Annotated in this window: 11 protein-coding genes; 5 read left to right on the top strand and 6 right to left on the bottom strand. The window is 51.7% G+C overall.

Annotation, left to right across the window (positions count from 1 at the left end; translation table 11 throughout):
- The first annotated feature begins 13 nt into the window (after positions 1-13).
- The 5 genes from ACUZ9P_RS08720 to ACUZ9P_RS08740 all read left to right on the top strand — a co-directional run bounded on the left by ACUZ9P_RS08720 (position 14) and on the right by ACUZ9P_RS08740 (position 10034).
- The gene (locus tag ACUZ9P_RS08720) at positions 14-2905 is read left to right on the top strand and encodes a helicase C-terminal domain-containing protein (protein WP_449249401.1); all 2892 of its coding nucleotides are present in this window, start codon (positions 14-16) and stop codon (positions 2903-2905) included.
- 267 nt (positions 2906-3172) lie between these two features.
- On the top strand, positions 3173-4951 hold the full coding sequence (gene zorA / locus ACUZ9P_RS08725) for an anti-phage ZorAB system protein ZorA (protein ID WP_449249402.1): 1779 nt from the start codon (positions 3173-3175) through the stop codon (positions 4949-4951).
- 14 nt (positions 4952-4965) lie between these two features.
- Positions 4966-5766, top strand: a complete 801-nt coding sequence (locus tag ACUZ9P_RS08730; RefSeq protein WP_449249403.1) for an OmpA/MotB family protein — start codon at positions 4966-4968, stop codon at positions 5764-5766.
- 2 nt (positions 5767-5768) lie between these two features.
- The gene (locus tag ACUZ9P_RS08735; RefSeq protein ID WP_449249404.1) at positions 5769-7109 is read left to right on the top strand and encodes an EH signature domain-containing protein; all 1341 of its coding nucleotides are present in this window, start codon (positions 5769-5771) and stop codon (positions 7107-7109) included.
- A 3-nt stretch (positions 7110-7112) separates the two neighbouring features.
- Positions 7113-10034, top strand: a complete 2922-nt coding sequence (locus ACUZ9P_RS08740; protein ID WP_449249405.1) for a DEAD/DEAH box helicase — start codon at positions 7113-7115, stop codon at positions 10032-10034.
- Positions 10035-10334: 300 nt separating this feature from the next.
- Here the strand turns inward: ACUZ9P_RS08740 and ACUZ9P_RS08745 are convergent, their stop codons facing one another.
- The 6 genes from ACUZ9P_RS08745 to ACUZ9P_RS08770 form a co-directional block, all read right to left on the bottom strand.
- Positions 10335-11291 (bottom strand): COG2958 family protein, encoded by a 957-nt coding sequence (locus tag ACUZ9P_RS08745; RefSeq protein WP_449249406.1) that lies wholly within the window; start codon positions 11289-11291, stop codon positions 10335-10337.
- Positions 11292-11359: 68 nt separating this feature from the next.
- Entirely contained in the window at positions 11360-14425 is a 3066-nt protein-coding gene (locus ACUZ9P_RS08750) for a type I restriction endonuclease subunit R (protein WP_449249407.1), read from the bottom strand.
- 27 nt (positions 14426-14452) lie between these two features.
- Positions 14453-15805, bottom strand: a complete 1353-nt coding sequence (locus ACUZ9P_RS08755) for a restriction endonuclease subunit S (protein WP_449249408.1) — start codon at positions 15803-15805, stop codon at positions 14453-14455.
- Positions 15798-18044 (bottom strand): type I restriction-modification system subunit M, encoded by a 2247-nt coding sequence (locus ACUZ9P_RS08760; RefSeq protein WP_449249409.1) that lies wholly within the window; start codon positions 18042-18044, stop codon positions 15798-15800. The genes ACUZ9P_RS08755 and ACUZ9P_RS08760 overlap by 8 nt, the downstream gene beginning before the upstream one ends.
- Before the next feature lie 212 nt (positions 18045-18256).
- Positions 18257-18532 carry a type II toxin-antitoxin system Phd/YefM family antitoxin gene (locus tag ACUZ9P_RS08765; protein ID WP_449249410.1) on the bottom strand — a complete coding sequence of 92 codons (276 nt, stop codon included), beginning with the start codon at positions 18530-18532 and terminating at the stop codon, positions 18257-18259.
- 200 nt (positions 18533-18732) lie between these two features.
- On the bottom strand, positions 18733-22095 hold the full coding sequence (locus ACUZ9P_RS08770) for an autotransporter outer membrane beta-barrel domain-containing protein (RefSeq protein WP_449249411.1): 3363 nt from the start codon (positions 22093-22095) through the stop codon (positions 18733-18735).
- Positions 22096-22290 lie beyond the last annotated feature (195 nt).

Here is a 22290-nt window from a genome sequence, read left to right on the forward strand (position 1 = left end):
ACAGCGCGTCCTCGTGGCTGATGAGGTCGGGCTTGGCAAAACAATGATTGCGCGTGGCGTAATCGCAAAGCTTGCCAACCACTATAGGCAGAGCGGTAAGCAATTATTTAAGGTGCTTTACATATGCTCAAACACGTCTATCGCAAACCAGAACATCCGCAAGCTGAAAATTTACGATGGCATTACTGTGGATGGAGTATCAGATACACGTCTTTCCATGCAGCATTTAAAAATCTTTGAGCAGCAGCAGGATCCCAAAGTTTTGGAGGGTTATATCCAGCTTATCCCCCTTACTCCTGCGACCTCCTTCACGTTGACAAGCGGGAATGGCAATTCGTCTGAGCGTGCACTTATCTATGCTGTACTGAGCAAGATGCCAGAGTTTTCCAAGTATACTGGCAAGCTGCGCGCATTTATGACGCAACGGGCGACAAAGGGGTTTGACTGGTGGGCCGATGAAATGACGCGCCGTGTGGATGTCTGCGGCGAGCAATACCTGCGCCCGTTGACCGATGAAGTGCGCGTCATGCTCACCGATGATTTGATCCATTCCATTATTTCTGATGGGTACGAATCCCTCGCGAAGCTACGGTTGATATTCGCTGAAATCAGCATCCGTAGGCTTACCCCCGACCTTGTTATCATGGATGAATTTCAGCGCTTTCGTGAGCTTATCAGCGCAACACCCAATTCCGATACTGGTATGCTCGCACAGAAGTTCCTCAAGGATTCAGGTGCGAACACGCTACTGCTGTCCGCAACGCCGTATAAGCTGTACCAAACCCTCGAAGAAGCCGCCGAGAGCGGCGTGGACGAGCACTATCAAGAATTTATGGAGCTGATGCGCTTCCTGTTCTCCGATGATAATAGAAATATCCAGTTCGAAGAGACTTGGAGTGACTTCTCCAAGTCCCTTCGTGGAGTCAACATTGATTTCGGCACGCGAGTCAATATAAAGGCTAAGGCGGAGAAGGAAATGTATAGTGGGATGTGCCGTACAGAGCGCTTGCTTATCGACGGAAGTGAATGTTTTATAGATTGCAATAAAACAGATGTCCCACTCGCCGTATCCGAAATGGATATCCAGACTTTTATTGCAGCTGAGAGCTTGAGCGAATCAACTCATATTCCTGTAGAATATGTAAAGTCCTGCCCATACCCACTGTCGTTCATGGAGCATTACAAATATAAGTCAGACATCAAAAAGCAAAATCCGGAGATAAAACCGAAAAACCGCAAACTGCTATTCGTGGACGAGAAAAAATTGCGCTCCTATGAGACTCTGCCATCGAACAACGCGCGGCTTGAATGTCTCATTAACATTGCGTTCGATAAGAGTGCTGAGAGCCTACTATGGGTGCCGCCATCCATTCCCTACTATCAGCCGCGAGGCGTGTTTAAGGGCAAGGTCTGCTTTTCCAAGGTTCTTGTGTTTTCTGCGTGGGAGATGGTGCCGCGCATGATAGCCTGTATGCTCTCCTATGAGTGCGAACGACGCACCATTGGCAAGCTGTACGAGAAAGAAGCTGATAAGCGCAACAAAGGATATTTGTCTGAAAGCATGGACATTGGCACCAATCTCAAACGCAGATCGGTAACGCGCTTCCCTTATCGCAAACTCACAGATAACCGCATGAAGCCGATCATCACTGCGAGCGAATTTCTCGCCAAGCTGTATAATCCTGTAGAGCATATGGGCAAATCTCTGAGTGCCATTCGCAAAGGCATCAGGAAACAAATCCAACCTCTGCTTGATAGTATGAAGCATGAATACCGCATTATTGAGCGTGGTGTGTCTGATATAGATTGGTATTGGATTGCACCACAAATTTTAGACAAATATATAGTTTCCAATCGCTGGCCAGGGAATGAAGATTTCAAAATACCACAGAGAAAAATGCCTTCTGATTTGGCTGATGTTCTAACATCGATGGCCATTGCATCGCCTGCCACTTGTGCCATGCGCGTGTTTAATAGCGACTGTCGCCTCTCGGAACGTTTCGCCAAAGAAGTTGCTGATATGCTCGACAAGCCGGAGGCCATTGCGGCGGTTGAGCTGGCCTATGGCAAGAGCGACGATGCCCACTATAAAAATGTGCTAAAATACTGTGAAGATGGCAACTTCGCCGCCATGCTTGATGAATATGTTCACATTCTCAATGACGGCAATGTCGAAAGCCTGTGTAATCAAATGTGCGAAGCACTGAAAGCGACTACAGCGAGCTATTCTGTTGACAGCTACGGGAGCTTCACCGACAGCAACAAATCTCAAATTCGTTTACGGTCCCACTTCGCGGCAGGTTTTTATCAGACCAGAGGTGATGAAAAGACCTCACAGCGTAAAGAAAACCTAAGAACGGCATTTAATGCTCCATTCCGTCCGTTCGTTCTTGCCACAACCTCCATTGGGCAAGAAGGCTTGGATTTCCACAACTATGCACGAAAAATTATGCATTGGAATCTACCTCACAATCCCATCGACCTTGAGCAGCGCGAGGGGCGCATTAACCGGTATAAGTGCCTGGCCATTCGCCAGAGTTTGGCGCAGAAGTTCAAGGGTGAAGTTTTCACAAAGGGCATTTGGAATGAACTGTTTCAGCTTGCGCTTGACACCAAGATAAATGACGACCCTGAGCTTGTTCCATACTGGTGCTTACCTGAGGATGCAGCATTCAAAATTGAACGTATTGTTCCCATGTACCCGTACAGCAAGGACAAGGCACAATACAGCCGACTGCTAAAAATCCTGTCACTTTACCGGGTTACGATGGGGCAGGCTCGGCAGGAAGAATTGCTTGAGTACCTGTTCAGTAACTGTAACGCTGATGAACTCAAGGAACTGTTCATCAACCTGAGTCCAATCACGAAGAAGCGGCACGATTCCCCTTGTTGCAACTTCACTTAAAATGGAATTTGCCAGTAGCATCATGTTTATGGGGAACGCCGTCAACCCAAGATAGGGCCGCTAAATACGCAGTACTAGAATTAAAAAAACTTTCAACGTGTGCTGTTTTGTGTGAAAAGCCAGATGGATGTGGTATAAAATATTATATCTACAGTTTGTTACATGGTAGTTTTGGTACTGACTTGCTCAAGTTGACTATCAGACGATTTCATTTTCTATTGCTTCTTGCCACAAATGTTCCGTAACGCGTATCTACCGGGGGAAGATATGGATATTTACAATTTTATGCGTGATATTTCACTGCTCACACAAAACCAGTACTTTACAGTTATATACTGTCTAGGCACTTTCGCAATTTTTATTTATTTATGTTGTCGCAAATTTGAGGAAGGAAAACGAATCGTACAAGCATGCAATGAAGCGACGCGAGCCATAGAATTTGAGTCTCAAGATGAGAATGTGGCGTCTGCAGAAGGGCTTGAGACTCAAAATGATAATGCGTTTCCCAATGCAGGAAAACGGCGCAACGAGATTGCTTTTAAGTATAATTTTTCTAGCATCAACGATGCCATTTGCCAGAATGCTATTTTCAAGCATTACTGGTCTGAATTCACGGAGTCACTGGTTCATAGCAATGACAATAATACACCAGTGCGGAACTCACACTCCGCAGCATTTTTTTTCAACGAAGACACCATAATCCTTCCCAACTATAGCGCAGCAACCTATATCGCCAGTCCTAATTACCTTACGGGGCTGGGCATTTTGGGAACATTTATTGGCCTTGCCGGAGGTATTTACCTCGCAAGTGCAGGTCTTAGCGGTGGTTTTGACGCTGATAACACGGAAAAATTACGCACTGCGCTCAACCAGCTTCTATCCGGCGCGGGCCTCGCTTTTATGACATCTATTGTAGGGCTTATCTGCTCGTTAATATTTGCAGTCTGCGAAAAACGCACCTTCCGCGCGTTGCAAAAACACCTTGGCGACTTTGTCAACGCCCTTGATGCGCGTGTACACCTGATTACAGCCGAAGACATAAGCAGGCAGCAGCTTGCATTGCAGGAAGAACAGCGCGACCTTATGCAGAGCTTCGTGGATGATGTTGGACAAAATATCAGCGAAGCAATAAATGGCATGTTTTCTAACGGGATGCAGCCTTTATTGGAAAAAATGGTTAGCGAGCTCTGTTCACTTCGCTCTGACAGGGCAACAGAGTCACAAGAAGTTATTTCCAACCTGACCAAAGAGTTGGCAGACAAAATTCATTCTGCAGCTGGAAAGGAAATGGATGCCTTCAGCGCGGCCTTTGCTGAGATGCACTCCACGTTGGTACCCTTGCTGGAAGAATACAAAGAATCCCAAGGGCGCGGATTGGAGGCGAGCAAAGCACTGAATGAAACACTGCAACAGCTTGTCAATGTTCATAGCTCTTTGCACTCATGCATTCAACGCATTGAAAGCAGCACTTCTGTTTTTGAGGAAGCTACAACGCAGACTCAAAGAGCTATTCAGGCTGCAACAGAGCATACAGCTTCTGCCATAGAAGAATTTAAATCATGCCACTCTGTCATTGCCGAGGAAAGATCACAGCAGGAATTACGTTTTGAGCAACAAATGTTAACAATTCAAGAACACTCTGCAATATTTTTAAATGCCTGGAAGGAGTCCCTGGTCGCCCTTGATGCACAGAAAAAGCACATGGAAGATTCATTGGATAAACACACTTCTTCTACGCATGAACACTATGAAATGGTTAAAAACCAGCAATACGCGTTAGAACAATTATGGAAACGGTATGCAGAACGATTTGAAAATATAGATACTGCGTTGCAAAATACGTTTATTACTCTGACAGATGGTCTGGGGGCATACAGCAAATCTACAAAGGATTATATCGCAGGGCTGGATGACCATCTGGAACGGGCAGCAGCCCATCTGTATAGTGTTGTCAGAGGGCTCAAGGAGGCTGTGGAAGAATGGCAGGATATACGGGAAGGTATGGACGCTACAAACGCTTCCACCGAAGAAAAAACGCGTGGCTAATTGCGAGGTAGCACATGTCTCAACGACAGTATCCCCTGCATAAAAATGATAGCCGCTCTGATGAACAAGGGTATCTCGCCTCTGTTAGCGATTTGATGGCCACCTTGCTATTCATATTTATCATTACTCTCATGGCCTTTGTCATCAATTTGCACGAGGCAACCACCAGTGCCGCGCAAAAGGAAGAGGACAGCAAGAAGGAAATTATTGCTCTTAGAAATATTCAGCAGGAACTGACAGATGCGCGGTCCATACGCCAAAGCTTATTGGAAGACGTAAAACAAGACCTGATGCAAAAAGGCTTGAAGGTCGAGATTGATGTGGACAAAGGCTTGCTACATGTTCCTGAAAAAATACTTTTCCCTTCCGGGCAAGCCAACTTCGCTCCTGGTGGAGAAGAGAGCCTTCAACTGCTTGGGGCTATTCTGGCCCAACACCTACCTTGCTACAGCGGCACAAAAGACAAGCCCTCTGAAATTTGCGCATCAAAAAAGCCTACCCCTGGCAGGCTGGAGGCCGTGCTGGTGGAAGGTCACACAGACAACGTGCCCATACGCACTGCGCAGTACATGGACAACTGGCAGCTTTCTGCAGCAAGAAGTCTAGTAACCTTTCGCTATCTCATGCAAAAGCAGCCTCTTTTAGAAACATTGCGAAATGCCAACGGTGAGCATTTTTTTGGTGTGAGTGCATATGGTGAAACTCGTGGAGTTAGGGAAAATGCATCTGAAGAAGGCAGACAGGCCAACCGGCGGATTGACCTGCGCTTTGTTCTAGCAGCACCAAGGCCAACCGATACGCAAGGAAGTAAATAGTAATGTCACTGCGGGACTGTTTGCGATATTGGAGGCCAGAATCACTGACACTGGCAATGCCACCACCGCCTGCCAAGCTTCCTGCCCTATGCCAGGTGCTTGCCCAAAGCGTTGATACAGTGCAACGTGTGGCCCCAAGCCCCCTGTCGTTACAGGAATTGTACGACAGCATCTGGGATTGCCATCTACAAGGCCGACCTCTCACCTCTCTCCCGATTAAGACACTGAAGCAGGCACCTTGGGTATTCTATTACGGGGAGCAGAATCTTGCTGATGCGGCAAATTTTGTCGTGCAGTATTTTCAATGGCTGGAGAGCCTGTCCCCACTGCGGCAGGGACGCGTACTCATTTTGCTTTGGTATGTGCTGATGCAAAAATACCCCATGCGTAGCCCCAGCTTTGCGTGGCTTTGCCACCGTGTAGACAGCGAGCTAGCGGAATCTACACGCATCAAAGTACAAAATGTATACAAAGCTTGCCAAGATTATGCGCTTCTGTCCGCAGATGGCCCTGATCTGTTTGCCCGTGATCTGCTGACACAAGGTTTACGGGAGGCGTGCGTCCGGCGGTTCTTTTCAGAGGATCTGTTTGCCAGTCAATTTGTCAGTAATGGGGCAGAGTGCGCCCAGAGTCTTTTGTCCCGCGCGATTGCATCCCCGGACAACTTAGTACTGCTACAAAATTTCATCGCGCAGTACGACCGGGAAGAATCTGTTCGGCATTTATTCCCCAAAAGCTCCACAATTAATGCCCTGCTACTGCCGTTTGTAAACAAAACTCCTACGGAAGAAATTTATAAAGGGCCTATACGCGACTTTCTATTGCGTCATTTCAAAGACCCGCGTGTAGACAACCGCCTGTGGCATGGTGCTGCCACAGCTGCGCTGACCGTCATGGAACGCTGGCTTGTGGCAGCACAGCTTCAGGACTTTTTCAGCATTCTGCGTGACACTGCTGAACCAGCATGGCAGGAGCGCCAGAGATTTTGGTCGCGCTACCTTTCTCTTGGTGTCATAAGCAAGGCTTGGGTAATTCTTGGCAAGGAAGCTCGCGTTGCAGCAAGACAGACCACCTTGCCGCGTAACAGCTTTGCAGATTTGACCGGGGCGATGTCAAATCAATCGGTACTGCTTATGCAAATTGACTCGCTAATCATTATTGAATGGAGCCATAGCGGAGCGTGCCGCTTTTGTGATGAAGTCGATGCATCTGTACCCCAATTTTATCTTAATAAATATACTGCATCTGAGCTGCGCCCCCTAGATAGCATTGCTGTGAGTCACATAGGAAACTGGCAATTCAAGATATCACAACATATTTATCAACAAACTGGAATCAGATAGCGTATGAAGCCTTGCCAACTGTGTTACCAATTTACAGATGAGTATGTGCAATTTTCTGTTGCGCGAGGTGAAGATATGCTCCCCGTGGGGGCATGGTGCACACATGAAGTGCGCAATAAAACTGGCGAGCTTTTTTCTTACAACATGCTTGAGCAGATTTGTAATAAAGGATGGGCCACTGTGGCTGAGGATACCGTCACAATCCTCAATCAAGATATGGCAAAGTGTCAGCCATGGGAATTAGCAGCCCTGGCATTGCCCCCAGCCCTTCCCTTCCATTTGCGCATCCACCCTCGAGGCACCCTCACGATGGGAAGCAAGTTTGCTGTAGAATATGCTTTCCATGCCCTATCCCGCCCCGTCTCGTTTACTCGAACTGGAATAATGGTCAGAGCCGAGGGCAAGGAGTACTGCCTACTCGACCCCAATTACAGTGTCGTTACAAAAATTGATGCCTACAAGCTGGCACCTCTGACGGATCCACAAGACAGAACATCGTGGTGGGCAGAGCTGCTTGATTTGGTAGCTAGCCCGGATGAAGTCATTGAAAATAAGGCGTTACGTTCATACAAAATTGCCAGAGCATACCACTTTACTGTCAGTATTCAATCTATCCGTGGTGACCTGCGTATCACACCCCGCCTGCTAGCAGAAGTGCCGACGCACGAGAATGAAGATGGCAGCACCCTGGAAAACGAGATTCTCCCGCCGCAGGCGCACGCTATTTTTGTAAAAAATTTTGAGCAGCAACCCCTGCGAACCCAATACTCACTGGGAAGCGGATACTTCATTTCGCTACCCAAGGAAATGCAGGCCGGGTTGAGCGCAGTTAAGGGCGTTAACCGTTCAAGCATTCAAGAAAAAATAGACTTCATCAATAATCCCTATGAGTTTTTGAAAGAGCGCCTGGCGGGCGATCTGTCAGAAGAAATCATAGACAGCATTTTTGTGGAAACACCTCTTTTTTTAGAGGAGCGCGTCAAGGGACTCTGCATATGGGAAGCGAAAAATGTCTTTCCCACAAGCTCCAGCGGGCAAAAATGGCTGCCGGATACGCTGCCGGACACTGTGCAAATTGTTGTTGATGACCAGCCATATCAAGTATCAGTGCCAGAGCTGAAACAATTCATTACGGATGTGGCAGGCGCACTGGAAAGCAATGAACTGCATGTGATTTTGTGCGGAGACACTATTTCTGTAACGTTTGACCTGCTTGAGCAGCTTAAAACAACAGCACGAATCTTTTGGGAAGAAGAGAAACAAGAAAAAGTAGAAATTCTCCGCATTGCGCCGAAGGTAACTGACGTTGATGAAGTATCTGCCGTGCCAACGCGGCCAGCGTGGGAAGGCGCTATTGAGTATGCTGCTGGCGTGCACCCGCATCTTCACCAGCAGGCTGGCATTGATTGGCTGCAAGCACATTGGCGTGCGGGAAGCTCAGGTGCCCTGCTGGCTGACGATATGGGGCTTGGTAAAACGCTTCAGACTCTTTCCTTCATGTGGTGGCTTTTTAAACAAATGGAAACAGGGCATGCTGATCGCCACCCCATACTCATAGTTGCGCCCACAGCCTTGATTAAAAACTGGCAAGAGGAGGCAAAAAAGTTTTTTAACGGTGCGCTCGGTGATCCCCTCGAAGCCTATGGTTCTTTTTTTACAGCTTTTGCTGGCAATAGAGCCGCCGCGCGAGAATACCTGATGCAGCATTCGTGGGCCATCACAACGTATGAAACCATGCGTGACAAAATAGAAGTATTCGTAGGGCCGTACTCTCTGCTTGTTTTTGATGAGGCGCAAAAAATAAAGAATCCTGGTGCATTAGTTTCTGAAATGGCAAAGTCCATAAAGACAGAATTCTGCCTTGCACTGACCGGAACGCCAGTAGAAAACAGCTTGCGCGACCTTGTGAGCATTGTGGACAGAGTACAGCCCACCCGCAAACACAAGCTGCTGCGCTTTGTTGAAAATTATGAAGCTATCGAGAGGGGTGGGAAGCCAACTTTTGGCCCATACCCGGAAGAAGTACAGTGCCCCAAGACAAACCGCGGCAACAGTGCGGGCCAACAGGATGATCCTGAAGAAACCTACGACAAGGAAACCTTCTTGCAAAGAATTAAGGAAGAACTGGAATGCGCCACGCCTCCAGTGCTTCTGCGTAGGTTGAAAGATACGCATTGGAACGAACGGCCAGAAAAAACAATCTACCCGCCTTACGAAGACATTATGCTACCTTTGCAAGCGCAAATATATGACGCAGCACTGGCTAATGCTAAGGAAAAACTCCGCAGGGGGTCAATGGGGGCAGTGCTTGAAGCCATTCAGCGTATGCGGCAAATATCATTACATCCACCGCTTGATCCAACGGATTCACCCAAAAAGATGCTGAAATGCTCAGCGCGCATTGCCCGCCTCATGACGATCTTGGACGAAATACAGGCACGCGGTGAAAAAGCCCTAGTGTTCGTGGAATATCTCGACACGCAGGCACGGCTTGCCACACTCATGAGCGATAGATATTCTCTTTCTGTCTCATGCATCAATGGCGGAGTACAGGCAACGCAACGACAAGGAATTGTAAATAAATTCCAAAATGGACCTGATGGATTTGACGTGTTGTTGCTCTCACCCAAAGCTGGGGGGGTGGGGCTAAACCTTACCGCTGCCAACCATGTCATACATCTAACGCGCTGGTGGAATCCGGCGGTTGAAGACCAGTGCACTGACCGCGTTTACAGAATCGGCCAAAAGAAACCCGTGTTTCTGCACTACCCACTAGCCATCCATCCTATTTACGGCGATCAAAGCTTTGATTGCAATCTACACCGCCTGCTTGATAAAAAGCGTGCTCTGAGCCAGGGCGTGCTTAGCCCCATTAATCCCGGAAACAGTCGCGAAGAACTTGAGGCGCTGTTGGGGGATACGTAGCCTCGGCTTGGCGCAATATCCCAATAAGTTGCTCTTCGGTGAATCTTCTTCGTTTCATTCTTGGGCTCAGATGTCAGGGACTCTAACCTTTCAATGAGATATTTAGCGGGGGTGCATTGCATCCACCAGAAACTCACCGACTCGCCAGATGTTTATCTACCATCCATAGCCAGTGGAGGGCGGGTTGCCAACACCACCAGTGGAGAGCCACACGGTAGTAGTACCGGAATCGGCGTTTTCTCGTTGTCGTTCATAGGTGCTTTTTTGTTGATGAGCAACGGCCCCTGCCCACTGTTGCCATCACCTTTCGTGACGCCAACCCCAGTCGCGGTCTTTCAGACGACCAGTTTGAAAATAGTCACTCACTTGAGCCACAAACTCTTTGAAGTCGCCATTTTCCACAAGCACACGGTTAATGGACTGCCAATCTGCTTCGGGACGGCTGATGGCTGGCAAAAAAATTTCACTTTCCGAAGGGTTGTCGGGCACCAGTATAATCACACCGATGCCGTGCAAAGCCGACAGCATGCGGAGTTCCTGTTCCACACCGCCGTCAGAAGCAATGGCGGTGGTTACCAGATATCCCTCATTGGCCCAGCTGGAATTGCTGACAGCCTGAAAAAAGCATTCACGCACATTAGACGCGGTCAGCTCTTTCTTTACTTCAAACGACCACAAACGAACGCTATTGCTGCCACTTTTTTGGACACAGTTGCGCACGAGGCCATCCCATCCTCTGTCCAAAGGCTGCATGGCTACAATATCCGGGTGCAACCATTTGTTGCCGCCAGCCCCACGTGTATTGCGCGAGCGTGATTCATTGATGCGTAAGCAGTATAATTGCAATTCTGATTTAAGGTAATCCATAAGCACAGGATACAGATCGTGTTCTCTAAGGCTGCGTATATCTTGGGAAAGAGAAGGCACCTCTCTGTCTTCACTCTCCTCAGTATTATCCTGTTCAGAAGAGTCGGATTCTTCACTGCTAGGGAGGCCGTTCACAGGCCATGAATATTTGCGAGGTCGAGGTCTATCTTGTAAAGAAACGCCTGAGTGCTGTAGCGAACGTGCTTGAGCACCAATTTCCGCTGCCACCTGCGCAGTAAAACTGCGCTCGTCGGCAAATCGTGGATTATTCCGCTTGGAAACGTAGTCTTCCGCAAACTGCTGGGTAATGGCGGCGGCAATCTCCTTGGCAATAAATTGCTCACCGGGGTGGGCCTTGAGAAAGGTCAGCACACGTTCCAACTGTGTCATGTCATCACTCCATTCTACCAGCTATTGAATTCCGCCGAAATTTGGGATGTTGCAACAATGAAAATGTACTACGCAACCGCTCCCGTATCTCCGCGCAGGCGGTCATAAACTTCTTTGACAAGCTGCTCCTCAACCGTTTTGCGAAAGTTTTTGTCGCTCATAACGCGGTCAAAAATGCCTTCGTTGCCCTCCATGCGGGCGATGAACAAGCGCTCCAGAATGTCGGCGAACACAAGGCCAAAGGCTTCCAGCGTGTTAACCTTTGATGCCCGCCTGAGGGTTTCGTCTTCAGCGGCGGCTTCGGCCACCTGATCAAAAAAGAGCTGATCCGCCGGGGTAAAGGCGGTGCCGAAGCGTTCATTGAGTGCGTCCACCAGCGTGGAAAGCGGCACTTCTGTTTCATCTCCCTTGCTGCTGCCCGTTTCCGTGGGGCCTTTCAGTGGGTCGGCCTCGCCCTCGTCCAGACGTATCTTGCCTTCTTCCAGCTTTTCCAAACGATAAAAGCGCAGGGCTACTTCATCATCCAGCGCAAAAGCCGCGCCGCCATCCTCTGTAGGAAGTTTGGTCAACAAAAATCGGCTGTAAGCATAGACCTTTTCCAACTCGGAGTCGCCATAGGGAATAATTTGCGACAAGAAGGCGTAAAGATTGCGAAAGGCCCCCAATTTACCCCGTAACAGATCCTGCTCTTTTTCCGCAAGGGCTGTAAAGCGTTCCACCGCCAGATCAATGAGAGCATTGAGCTTTTGGTGGTTTATCGTGCTGTCACCGCGCTTACTGAACCAGATGGCGCAGAAGGACAGCACTTCTTCACTGTTTACGACCCCGCTTTCCAGCAATTCACGGTGCAGCGTATAGAGCCGCTGCGGATCAGGGGCTTCGCCCATGTCGGCGCGTTCGTAATAGGGCTTGAATGCTTTGTAAATGTCGGCACTCTGGTCGCGGAAGTCGAGCACAAAGGTATCACTTTTGCCCGATGCCCGGCGGTTCAGGCGCGAGAGCGTCTGTACGGCCTGCACACCGCCCAGCTTTTTATCCACATACATGGTGTGCAACAAAGGCTGGTCAAAGCCGGTCTGGTATTTGTCGGCCACCAGCAGCACATTGAACTCGTCCGTTTCAAAGCGTTCCGGCAGTTCCATTTCTTTGATATTTTTGTTCATGCCGGGTTCTGTGTAGGATTGGCCGCTGTCCGGGTCATGTACTTCGCCGGAAAAAGCCACCAGCGTGCGCACATCCGTATAGCCTTTTTCAAGCAAATAGGTATCCAGAGCCAGCTTGTAACGCACTGCGTGCAGACGCGATTCTGTGACCACCATGGCCTTGGCCCTGCCGCCGATTTTGTGCATGGTGGAAGAGCGGAAGTGCTCCACCATGATTTCCACATGCTGGCGGATATTGTGAGGGTGCAGCCCCACAAAGCGAGCCAGAGCACGGGCGGCTTTGCGCTTGGGCACTGCCGGATCATCTTCCACGGCCTTGACCAGAGAAAAATATGTCTTGTACGGCACATAGTGAGCCAGCACGTCATGAATGAAATTTTCTTCAATGGCCTGCCGCATGGAATAGAGATGGAAGGGCGGCTGGCCGCTTGGCCCCGGCTCGTTGAACACCGCCAGAGTTTTGTACTTTGGGGTTGCCGTAAAGGCGAAGTAGCTTAAATTGGGCTGCCGCGTGCGGGCTGAAAGCTCCCTGAAAAGATTGGCGCGGGCGTCGTCACTCAGGTTTTCGTCATCTTGCGTATCCAGCACCTGTTCCGCCACCACCGCTTCAATACCGTCTCTGTTAAGCACCCGTCGCAGTTCCGTGGCGGTTTCGCCACTTTGGGAGGAGTGCGCTTCGTCGATGATGACGGCAAACCGCTTGCCTTTGGTCGCCAGCGAAATGTCATGCCCTTCCTTGGTCAGCCGCTCCAGAGAGGCGGCGATGAAGGGAAATTTCTGGATTGTGCTGATGATGATGGGCACGCCAGAAGCAAGGGCTTCCACAAGTTGGCGGGTATTCTGGTCAATCTTTTCCACCACGCCGCGCTTGTGCTCAAATTGGTAGATGGTGTCCTGCAACTGTTTGTCGATGACCACGCGGTCTGTCACTACGACGATGGAGTGGAACACCTTTTCGTTGTCGGCGTTGTGCAGGCTTGCCAGATGGTGGGCCAGCCAGCCGATGGTATTGGACTTGCCGGAACCCGCCGAGTGCTGCACCAGATAGTTGTGCCCCGAACCATGCTCACGGGCATGGCCCGTGAGCTGGCGCACGGCGGCAAGCTGATGATAGCGCGGAAAAATGAGGCTTTCGGTGGTAATGGTCTTGATGGCCTTGCCAGACACAATCTTTTTGCGCTTCACCTCAAGGTGAATGAAACGCGCCAGCAGGTCGAGCAGACTTTTACGGCTCAGGGTTTCGTGCCACAGATAGGCTGTGCGGTACTGCCCGGCAGGTGAAGGCGGATTGCCCTTGCCGAAGCCATGCCCCTGATTGAAGGGTAGCCAGTACGTGTCTTTTTTGTTCAGGCGGGTGCACAGCCAGGCCACGTCCGTATCAACTGCAAAGTGCGCCAGAGTTCGTTCTGGCCGTTCATTGAAGCGGAACAGCGGTGCGCCGGGGTCGCGGTCGTTTTCGTATTGTGTCTTGGCATTATCCGCTGTCTGCCCTGTCATCTGGTTTTTAAGTTCCAGCGTCACCACGGGTATGCCGTTGACCGCCAGCACCGTATCAATGGTGTCTCGAGTGCCGGGCTTGCAGGGAATCTGGCGGGCTACGGCGCAGATATTGGCGTTGTACAGGGCAATGGTCTCTGGGTTGAGACCGGAGGCCGGGGCAAAGGCGGCCATGCGCACCTTTTTGCCATAGCAGGTAAAGCCGTGCCGCAGCACATGCAGACTGCCGGAATCCGCAAGGTGATCCTTCAGCGCCTTGAGCAGATGGGCGGCTATGTTGTCTTCTGTTCCCAAGGCCTTTTGCAGGGCGTTCCAGACTTTGGGCTGAGAATTCTGCACCCAGGCCAGCACGTCCGCCGTAAACAGGGCCGCGTCCGCGTCATAGTCCCGCGCCGAGCGCTTTACATAGCCCTGAGCAAGAAGTGTGAGCTCAATGGCTTCCTCAAAACGGCGCTCCGTGTGCATGGCGGGCATGGCAGCTCCTCGGCTGGCTTGAAAACATTATTGAAGGGGCGCGGCATCGCGCACGTCAATCTTTCCGGTCACCGCATGAGTAATAAGTGATGCCCTATACTCACGCAAGAGTTCAATAGATTTTTCCAGGTTTTTCCGCTGACTGTCCATGGCGGGGCACTGGGATTCGAGGTAGTCGGCAATGGCCTGCTGTTCGGGGAGGGGGGGGAGGGGAATAGGTATTTTTGATAATATTTCCGTGTTCAAGTTGTCCATTGTTGAACCAACAGACTCCAATTTTAAATAATCCCTGATGAATTCTGTTTGTAAATAGGAGGCAAAAAAAGCACTTAGAGCATTACCTTTGAAGCGTATTTGTAAACACCCTGTACCACAGATATAACCATCATCACCAGATAGAATCTCGGCGCATCTCCCCATTTCCCCTCTTCTGGCAAAAACAACATCCCCCACAGTTAATTTGTGACGCTGCAAACGTACTTCGTTATACTTGTCAATTGAGCATCGGTAGTTCGGTACGATTTTGCCGTTTTGTATATGAGATGGATTGATTACTGGCGTTCCATTTTCAATATAGTCTTCAGAATGAAGCTGACTACCAAAAGGACCTGTCTGAATAAATTGAGTGATTACGCCTAGTCGTTTGATCTCCCACCCCTCCGGGACCATACCCAGCCATTCCAGGCCGGAATTCTTCATGGGCACAGTGGGATCAAGACCGCGTGTGACGGCCTGCGTAATGACGGTACGCCGCTTTTCGTCCAACAGGTCGAGCATGCGTTGCTTTTTTTCGATGAGAGAATCTATCTGAGTGCATTGCAGATCAAGAAATGCGGCAATGGCCTGCTGTTCGGCAAGAGGGGGAAGTGCACAGCAAATACAGACCAGCGTAGATGGATTTATAGTCGGATAGCTGACTCCCACGGATTTTGCACAAACATCATCGACAAAGCCAGTTGATTGAACATAATATTTAACAAAGTCAGGTGCCATTTCAACAGACGGCCGAATAACGGCAAAGCCTGTTGAAACTATTAAATTCTCTATGTCAAACCTTATGGGAGCAATGGCCTTAAGATACGTTCTGACGGTAGATACAATACAATCCCCCTTACGCGCTATTCGGCGAGCTCGCGAAGGGGCTTTACCGAAAGTCGTACTTTCCATGCATTGAATGCCCTCTATGAGGCCTACACTTGATATGTCAACGTACTGAAAAGAATAATCTTCGTCAGTCGTTTCTGGCAAGGTTTCATCGTTGTAAGTTACAATGTATTTGAGCCTCTTCACCTCCCACCCCTCCGGCACCATGCCCAGCCACTCCACGCCAGAGTTCTTATACTCCGGATAGGGCTTCCAGCGTTTTTCTACGCTACTCATGCGCGGCCCCGGCAAGGCCCGTCATGAGGCCCTGCTGTGCGGCGATCTCCGCTTCCAGCGCTGCCATGTCCGCCTCAATGGCTTCCAGCGGGCGTGGTGGCTCATACACATAGAAATGCCGGGTCATGGGAATTTCGTAGCCCACCTTGGTCTTGTCATAATCAATCCAGGCATCAGGCCAGTGCGGCTTTACCTCGCGCTCAAAATAGCTGTCGCAATACGGTTGCACTAGCGAAATAAGCTCGCTGTTGTCCACCTTGTCGCCCTTGCCGACGTAGCCCAGGGGCAGGGGGAGAGGTAAAGTTTCCGGCAGGGGTACGCTTTCCGTATCGCGCAAGTCGCTATCCGGCTCCGGGTTGCCCTTGGCATCGCGCACAATCGCGGCGTTGGGGTCGCGCTCGCTCAGGGCCGAAAGCAGGGCCTTTTTCATGGGGGCTTCCAGCTTTGCGCCTGTTTTTTTGCAGGCTTTCTTCAAGTCTGCCTCAAAGTCAGCCCTGTCCATGTACAGCTTGCCCGCGTCAAAGAGGCTGAGTAGTTTACGCAAGCTTTGCTGCATTGCCTGCCCGGCCTGCACGTCCTTTTCTATGGCTTCTTTGTTTTTGCGTTTTTTGCTCTCCACCAGCGAGGCAAAAGGCCCACTATCGGTAAAGCGTGCCACACGCTCGGGGCTCACCTGCACATTAACGCGCAAGGGGCGCTCCACCGTCAGCTTGATGTAGCCAAAGGCCTGATTGGGAAACACCTTGGAGCACACACGCTCTTTGGGCTCGCCCGTGCCATTGACCATGCTCGTACCGTTGTGGACAAATTCGCCGTAAAGGCGGGCAATCTCCGCAATATGCTCTTCTGAAAGCTCATTGCGCTTGTTGCCCAGACTTTTTTTCATCTTGCGGAAATGCCGTGTGGCGTCGATGAGCTGCACCATTCCCTTGCGTTCCGCTGGCTTGCGATTGCTCACCAACCAAATGTAGGTGTAGATGCCGGTATTGTAGAAAAGCTGATCCGGCAGGGCTACCACGGCATCCAGCCAGTCGTTTTCTATGATCCAGCGCCGGATGTTGCTTTCTCCGCCGCCCGCATCACCGGTGAACAGGGGCGAACCATTGAACACAATGGCGATCTTGGAGCCGTTACCGGGCTGACCACCTTCGGCCTCCGAAGGGTGACGCTTGTAAAGCATGTGCAGGAGAAAGAGCAGCGAGCCGTCATTGATGCGCGGCAGGCCTGGGCCGAAGCGTCCCTTGAAGCCGAAGGTCTCATGCTCTTTCTTCACCGCTGGCAACTGGTCCTTCCAGTCCACACCAAAAGGAGGATTGGCCAGCATGTAGTCAAACTGTTTGCCCTCGTGCTGATCCTTGCTCTTGCCGTCGCCCAGCGTGTCGCCCAGAGCGATATTTTCCACGTTCTCGCCCTTAATGAGCATGTCGGAACAGCAGATGGCCCACGATTCGTCGTTATAGTCCTGCCCACAGAGCGCAAGGTGTGCCTGTGGGTTGTGGCTGCGGATATAATCTTCCGAAACGGACAGCATGCCGCCGGTGCCGCAGGCTGGGTCATAGATGGTCTTGGCTATGTCTGGGGTGTAGATGTCGTCATCGCCCGTATAGACAAGGTGCGCCATGAGGGTGATGACTTCACGGGGGGTAAAGTGGTCCCCGGCCTCCTCATTGGCCTGCTCGTTGAATCGGCGGATGAGGTGTTCAAAAATATAGCCCATCTGCAAGTTGCTCACCCTGTCCGGGTGCAGGTCTATTTTTTCGTCGGCGAATTCCTTGATGATGCTGAACAGGCGGTTTTTGTCGTCCAGTACGGCGATTTCCGCATCAAACTTGAATTTGTCGAAGATTATGCGCACGTTGGGCGAAAAAGCGTTGATGTATGCGTTCAGATTGGCGGCCAGCCCATTGGGATCATGCAGCAGGGTGGAAAACGTGTATGGGCTTACATTGTAAAAGCTCACCCCATGCTTTTGGTTCACAAAGTGGCTCAAGGTCTTGACGATGGTGTCGTCAGACATTTTCTGTTCTTTCTTATTCTTATTGGCTTTCTGTATGGCCTTGAGGCGTTGGTATTCGGCGCATACCTCCGCCTTGCTATCCTCCAGCGTCATGTCCAAACGGCGCAGAACAATCAGTGGCAGCATAACCTTGCGGTACTGCGGCGGGCGATAGGGGCCGCGCAGACGCTCGGCAATGCTCCATATGAATTCGACAAGTTTGCTGTGCTGTTCTGTAAGCATGGACGTTCCTCTAGCAATACGGAAAATTGGGACGGCGGCACTAAGCTGCCCTCAGCAGTGACAATAGACATGGTGAGGGCTTGGTATAGCAGCAACAATTGTGCTTGCCAATCGGTGGAGGTTTGTCCTTTTTCATTAGAAAGTAGCCAGCAAGACCTAACCCTCCTCTGAGAGAGGAGAGCCTCCAGGAGCGACGCATTGTGGAAAGGGGGTCATGGTTCACCCCTTGCACGCAGCCCTGCGAAAATTTCTCGAGCGGGGCGTCCCTTGCCCGCCTCAAAGCTCTTGCCGGAGATACTGAGGGCCTTGAGCATGGCAAAAGTTTTTTGCATGCGCTCATATTCAGGAATGCCCATGAGCACGGCCTTGGCCTCGCCATTCTGGGTGATCACAACGGGCGGTGCAGCTTCTTCACTGAAAGTGCGAATGATTTCTGTAAAGTGCGCCTTGACCGCACTAATTGGGCGTACTGCTGTGCTGCGTTGCATATTCACGCTCCTTTAGCCAAATAAGTGCTGAATTTGGTTCTATTGGTCAAGTTGGCTTCACGGCATCGTGCTCTGGATTGTGCTTGCCAATCAGTGAAGGCTTGTCCCCGTTCATAAGAAAATAGCCTGCCATAATAGAGAGGGCCGGGGAAATCCCCGGCCCTCTCCTCGGTCCATCAATTATCCAAACTAAGCCATACCTAAAACTCATACCGCAGCGAACCAAACACGCCATGCCCAGTGCGGTGTTCCGAAGCCTGCAAGTTATAGGTTAGGCCAAGGGTAAAGTCGCCCTTGCCAAGCTCAAAGCCCAAGCCGCCGTCAAAGGTGGCGTAGTCCACCACTTGCATTTTCATTTCGGCTTGGCTGTCCACACCGGGAACGCGGGCCTTGCTCCTGGCCTTTACGTCTCCCGCCGCCGGAATAACTCCCAGATCAAGTTGTGGCTTGATCTGCCAGCCGCTCTCGGTTTCAAAGGCTTTGGAAAAGCTCACGCCCACGGGGAATGTCCAGATGGACTGCGTGCTTTCGTCCACTTCAAAGACGGTGCCGCCGCTCTTCACGTCATAGCCATCGGTCACAAGCCCGAGGTAGCGCACCCCCGCATGCGGAATAATATCCAGCGCACCGGCGTTGAACTTGTATTCCGCCTTGAGGCCCGTATTCCAGGCATGGCTGGTGACGTCGGCCTTGAGGTCGCCCATTTGCATGGAGGCGGGCATATCCTGCTCCACCTTGCTGTAGTTGCCGGTATAGCCCACATCGGCAGAGAGGCCGAAGTTGTTGTATACCCAACCGCCATAAAGGCTCACGCCCCAGAAGTTGAAGCGGTTGTCCGTGCTGTTGAAATCGCCGTTGGATTTGGCGTACCCGGCACCAACGTTGAACGCCGCACCAAAGCGGAACATGTCGTTGATGGTGTAATCCGCACCCAGGGCAATGCCGCCCAGGTTGCTGTTGTAGCCAGTCTTAAAGTTCTCCGCCTTCATGCCCCAAACGTTGTTGGACTGGTAGAGAGGCATGATCCATACCCCAAGGCCGTTTTTAAGGCCGTCCCCGGCACTGAGCCCGGAATCAAGACTGAGGCTGCCGTCCGTATCTTGGCGCACGGCCACAGCTTGACTCATATCCGTACGTGGCAACGCCATAGATGTGCGGTTGAGCACCGCACCGGAAGCAGCTGTCGCAGCACTCAGGGTGCTGCCCTGCACGGCACCTACAGCAGCCATCTGGGCCGCACCTTCAACAGTTGCTGCGGCTTTGTTGCGGTCTGTCGTGCCAATATAATTGTCGCTCATGGCACGGGATACGAATCGCACGCCCGCGTTGGGCGAATTCGGATTTACCCCGGTCTGAACCACCATGCGATCTACCAGTGCCCCCATGCTGTTCGACAACATGGGGAAGGACGAAGACGCCGCATTGGCCTTAAGGCTCACGCTGTATGCGCCATTGGCTGTATCAAACGTGCCGCCCGTGGCGGAAAGCAGAGCGGTGCTTGTGGTCAAATTGCTGCCTGTCCAGCTGGCAGCATCTTTTGTGGAAGCGCCAAAACCGCCGGTGACGTTCAGCGTTTCTCCGTCCTGACCACCCACGATGTGCAGTTTTGCTCCGGAATCCACAGTAAGGGTGCTGGTGCCCCCGGTTTCACCGGAGAGGGCCACGCCGCTGCCGATGCCCGTAGCGTCCACCACAAGCAGAGATTTATCGGCAAAATGAGCGGTGTTGGCCGTGGCAGCTGCACCGCCCGTAACCCATGTTCCATCCACATTGATGCCGCCTGCGGTGCTCAGCCTCTGCGGCGTGCGCAGGGCGAGCGCAGCAGTTATGTTCTGTCCCCACAGGCCCTTGCCGTCGCTCTGGTAACGCAGCACTTCTGTGCGCAGCCATTCGGCGTCAGTGCTGCCAAGCGAAACCATGCTGTTCTGGCCCACGGTCATGAGGGCATCCACGGTATTAGCGGTGAAGGTCAGACCGCCCATGGAGGCGTTGGAAGTGTCACCAGCGGCAGCGAAAGGCGGGTCAAAGTTGAGCTGACCACCGTTCATGCTGACGCCGGTGGCAACAAGGGTGCCGCTGCCGGAGCTGCTGCCCACGGCAACCGTAGTGGTTGCGTTGCCAGTGAGCCCCCCGGCCACGGTGTGTGTACCGTTGATCACATTGATAGTGTTGGTGCCGGTTGAGGCATCAATGCCGCCCTGTAGCGTGCCACCGGTTGAGCCACCCGCAGGGTTGCCCAACGTCAGTGTACCGCCGTTGAGCGTGACGCTGCTGTCTGCCAGAACATTACCTGAAGCCTGCCCCGTAAGGGTCAAAGCTGCGTTGCCGCTGACAGTGGTTGCGCCAGTGATGCCGCCAACTGTTGCGGCACCAGTAGAAAGGCCCCCGCTGCCACTTATGACTGCAGTGGGCGTGGCAAGACGGGCGTCGCCCACGTCCTGCAGTGAAGCACCGGAAGTGTCCACCGTGATGCCTTGGACGGTGCCCGTGCTGCCAGCCGCCAAGAGCTTGTCTGACAGGGTTTTGAATTCAGCCAGCGTCATGCTTGAACCGGCATAGCCATTCAGCAGCAGGGTTCCGCCATTGACAACATTGATGGCGTGCTGGGTGGCAGAGTCTTTGAAGTCATCGCCCGTGGCGTTGACCAGTTCATCATACTTTACCTGCAAGGAGCCCGTACCCGTTACTGCCACGCCCGTGGAACCGGCAGCGTAGGCGGCATTGGCCACACTGCCATTGACCACAAGTTTGCCGGAATTGGTGGTGCCGCCCACAGTCAGCAGGCCGCCGGTCTGGTCGAGGTTGTTCACAGTCAGCACCGCGTTGCCGCTGATCTTGGCCTGCCCGCCGGTCTGGGTCAGGTCGCCAGTTTGCCAGTTGCCGTGCCCAACCTGTAGCGAACCGCCGCTTACAGCCAGAGATGTGGTGGATGTCTGGTTGCCGCCGGGGCCGGAATCCGCCCCCAGAAAAACGTTGCTGCCCGTACCAACGCTGAGGCTTGTTCCCTGAAGGAACGCCGTACCATCGGTGGTGCCAAGCAGTGTGAGAGTGGCGCTGTCGCCGCCTGCAACATTAAAAGCAAATGTGCCGTTGCGCATGTCCAGCGAATTCAGCGTGAGCATACCTTTTTTCAAGGTTGCCGTTCCGCTGGGGGCGAGCCCCATGTGTTGGGCGCTAACAGTGCCACCGTCCAGGGTGAGGCTGCTACCAAGCAGACCCGTGCCCGGCTCTGGGCTGAAAGAGCCGAAGTGCAGATTCTTCGCAGAAGTCAGTGTGCCGCCGGTGTTAACGGTTACGTCTGAACCGCTCACCTTGGCGTTGCGCGCAATGGCCAGTGTGCCGCCATTGTTCACGTCAATTGTGGTGTAGGTCTCTGCCGCACCGTCCGCTACCTGATGCGTGTCGCTGATGGCGATGGGCGCAGCGGCAACTGCCATGCCAGCACTTCCCATCAAAAATGCGCTAATTGCCACTCCGCTAAGCACATTGAGCATGTGACATTTTTTCAGAATTCCCCTGTAGCGCTGCACGAGCATACCCAGGGCACCTTGTGTAAATCGCATGCAATCCTCCTCAGAAATTGTCTGGTTGTGTCCAACCGGCTTCCTTCGCGGAAGCTGGAACAACTTTGTTCTTCCCGTTGCGAGGATTATGTAAAATTAGCCGTCGGTCAATACCCTACTAGCGAATGTGCCGTATTTCATTCAAATCTTGCACCATGAAAGAAATATCATGCCCATTCGGACTGGCTTTTAGGC

The organism is Desulfovibrio intestinivivus (genome assembly GCF_053570665.1).

Coding starts and splice junctions, on each gene's coding strand:
- ACUZ9P_RS08765 (WP_449249410.1), bottom strand. CDS start 18,532: ATGCAACGCAGCACAGCAGTACGCCCAATTAGTGCGGTCAAGGCGCAC.
- ACUZ9P_RS08730 (WP_449249403.1), top strand. CDS start 4,966: ATGTCTCAACGACAGTATCCCCTGCATAAAAATGATAGCCGCTCTGAT.
- ACUZ9P_RS08745 (WP_449249406.1), bottom strand. CDS start 11,291: ATGACACAGTTGGAACGTGTGCTGACCTTTCTCAAGGCCCACCCCGGT.
- ACUZ9P_RS08760 (WP_449249409.1), bottom strand. CDS start 18,044: ATGCTTACAGAACAGCACAGCAAACTTGTCGAATTCATATGGAGCATT.
- zorA (WP_449249402.1), top strand. CDS start 3,173: ATGGATATTTACAATTTTATGCGTGATATTTCACTGCTCACACAAAAC.
- ACUZ9P_RS08750 (WP_449249407.1), bottom strand. CDS start 14,425: ATGCCCGCCATGCACACGGAGCGCCGTTTTGAGGAAGCCATTGAGCTC.
- ACUZ9P_RS08735 (WP_449249404.1), top strand. CDS start 5,769: ATGTCACTGCGGGACTGTTTGCGATATTGGAGGCCAGAATCACTGACA.
- ACUZ9P_RS08755 (WP_449249408.1), bottom strand. CDS start 15,805: ATGAGTAGCGTAGAAAAACGCTGGAAGCCCTATCCGGAGTATAAGAAC.
- ACUZ9P_RS08740 (WP_449249405.1), top strand. CDS start 7,113: ATGAAGCCTTGCCAACTGTGTTACCAATTTACAGATGAGTATGTGCAA.
- ACUZ9P_RS08770 (WP_449249411.1), bottom strand. CDS start 22,095: ATGCGATTTACACAAGGTGCCCTGGGTATGCTCGTGCAGCGCTACAGG.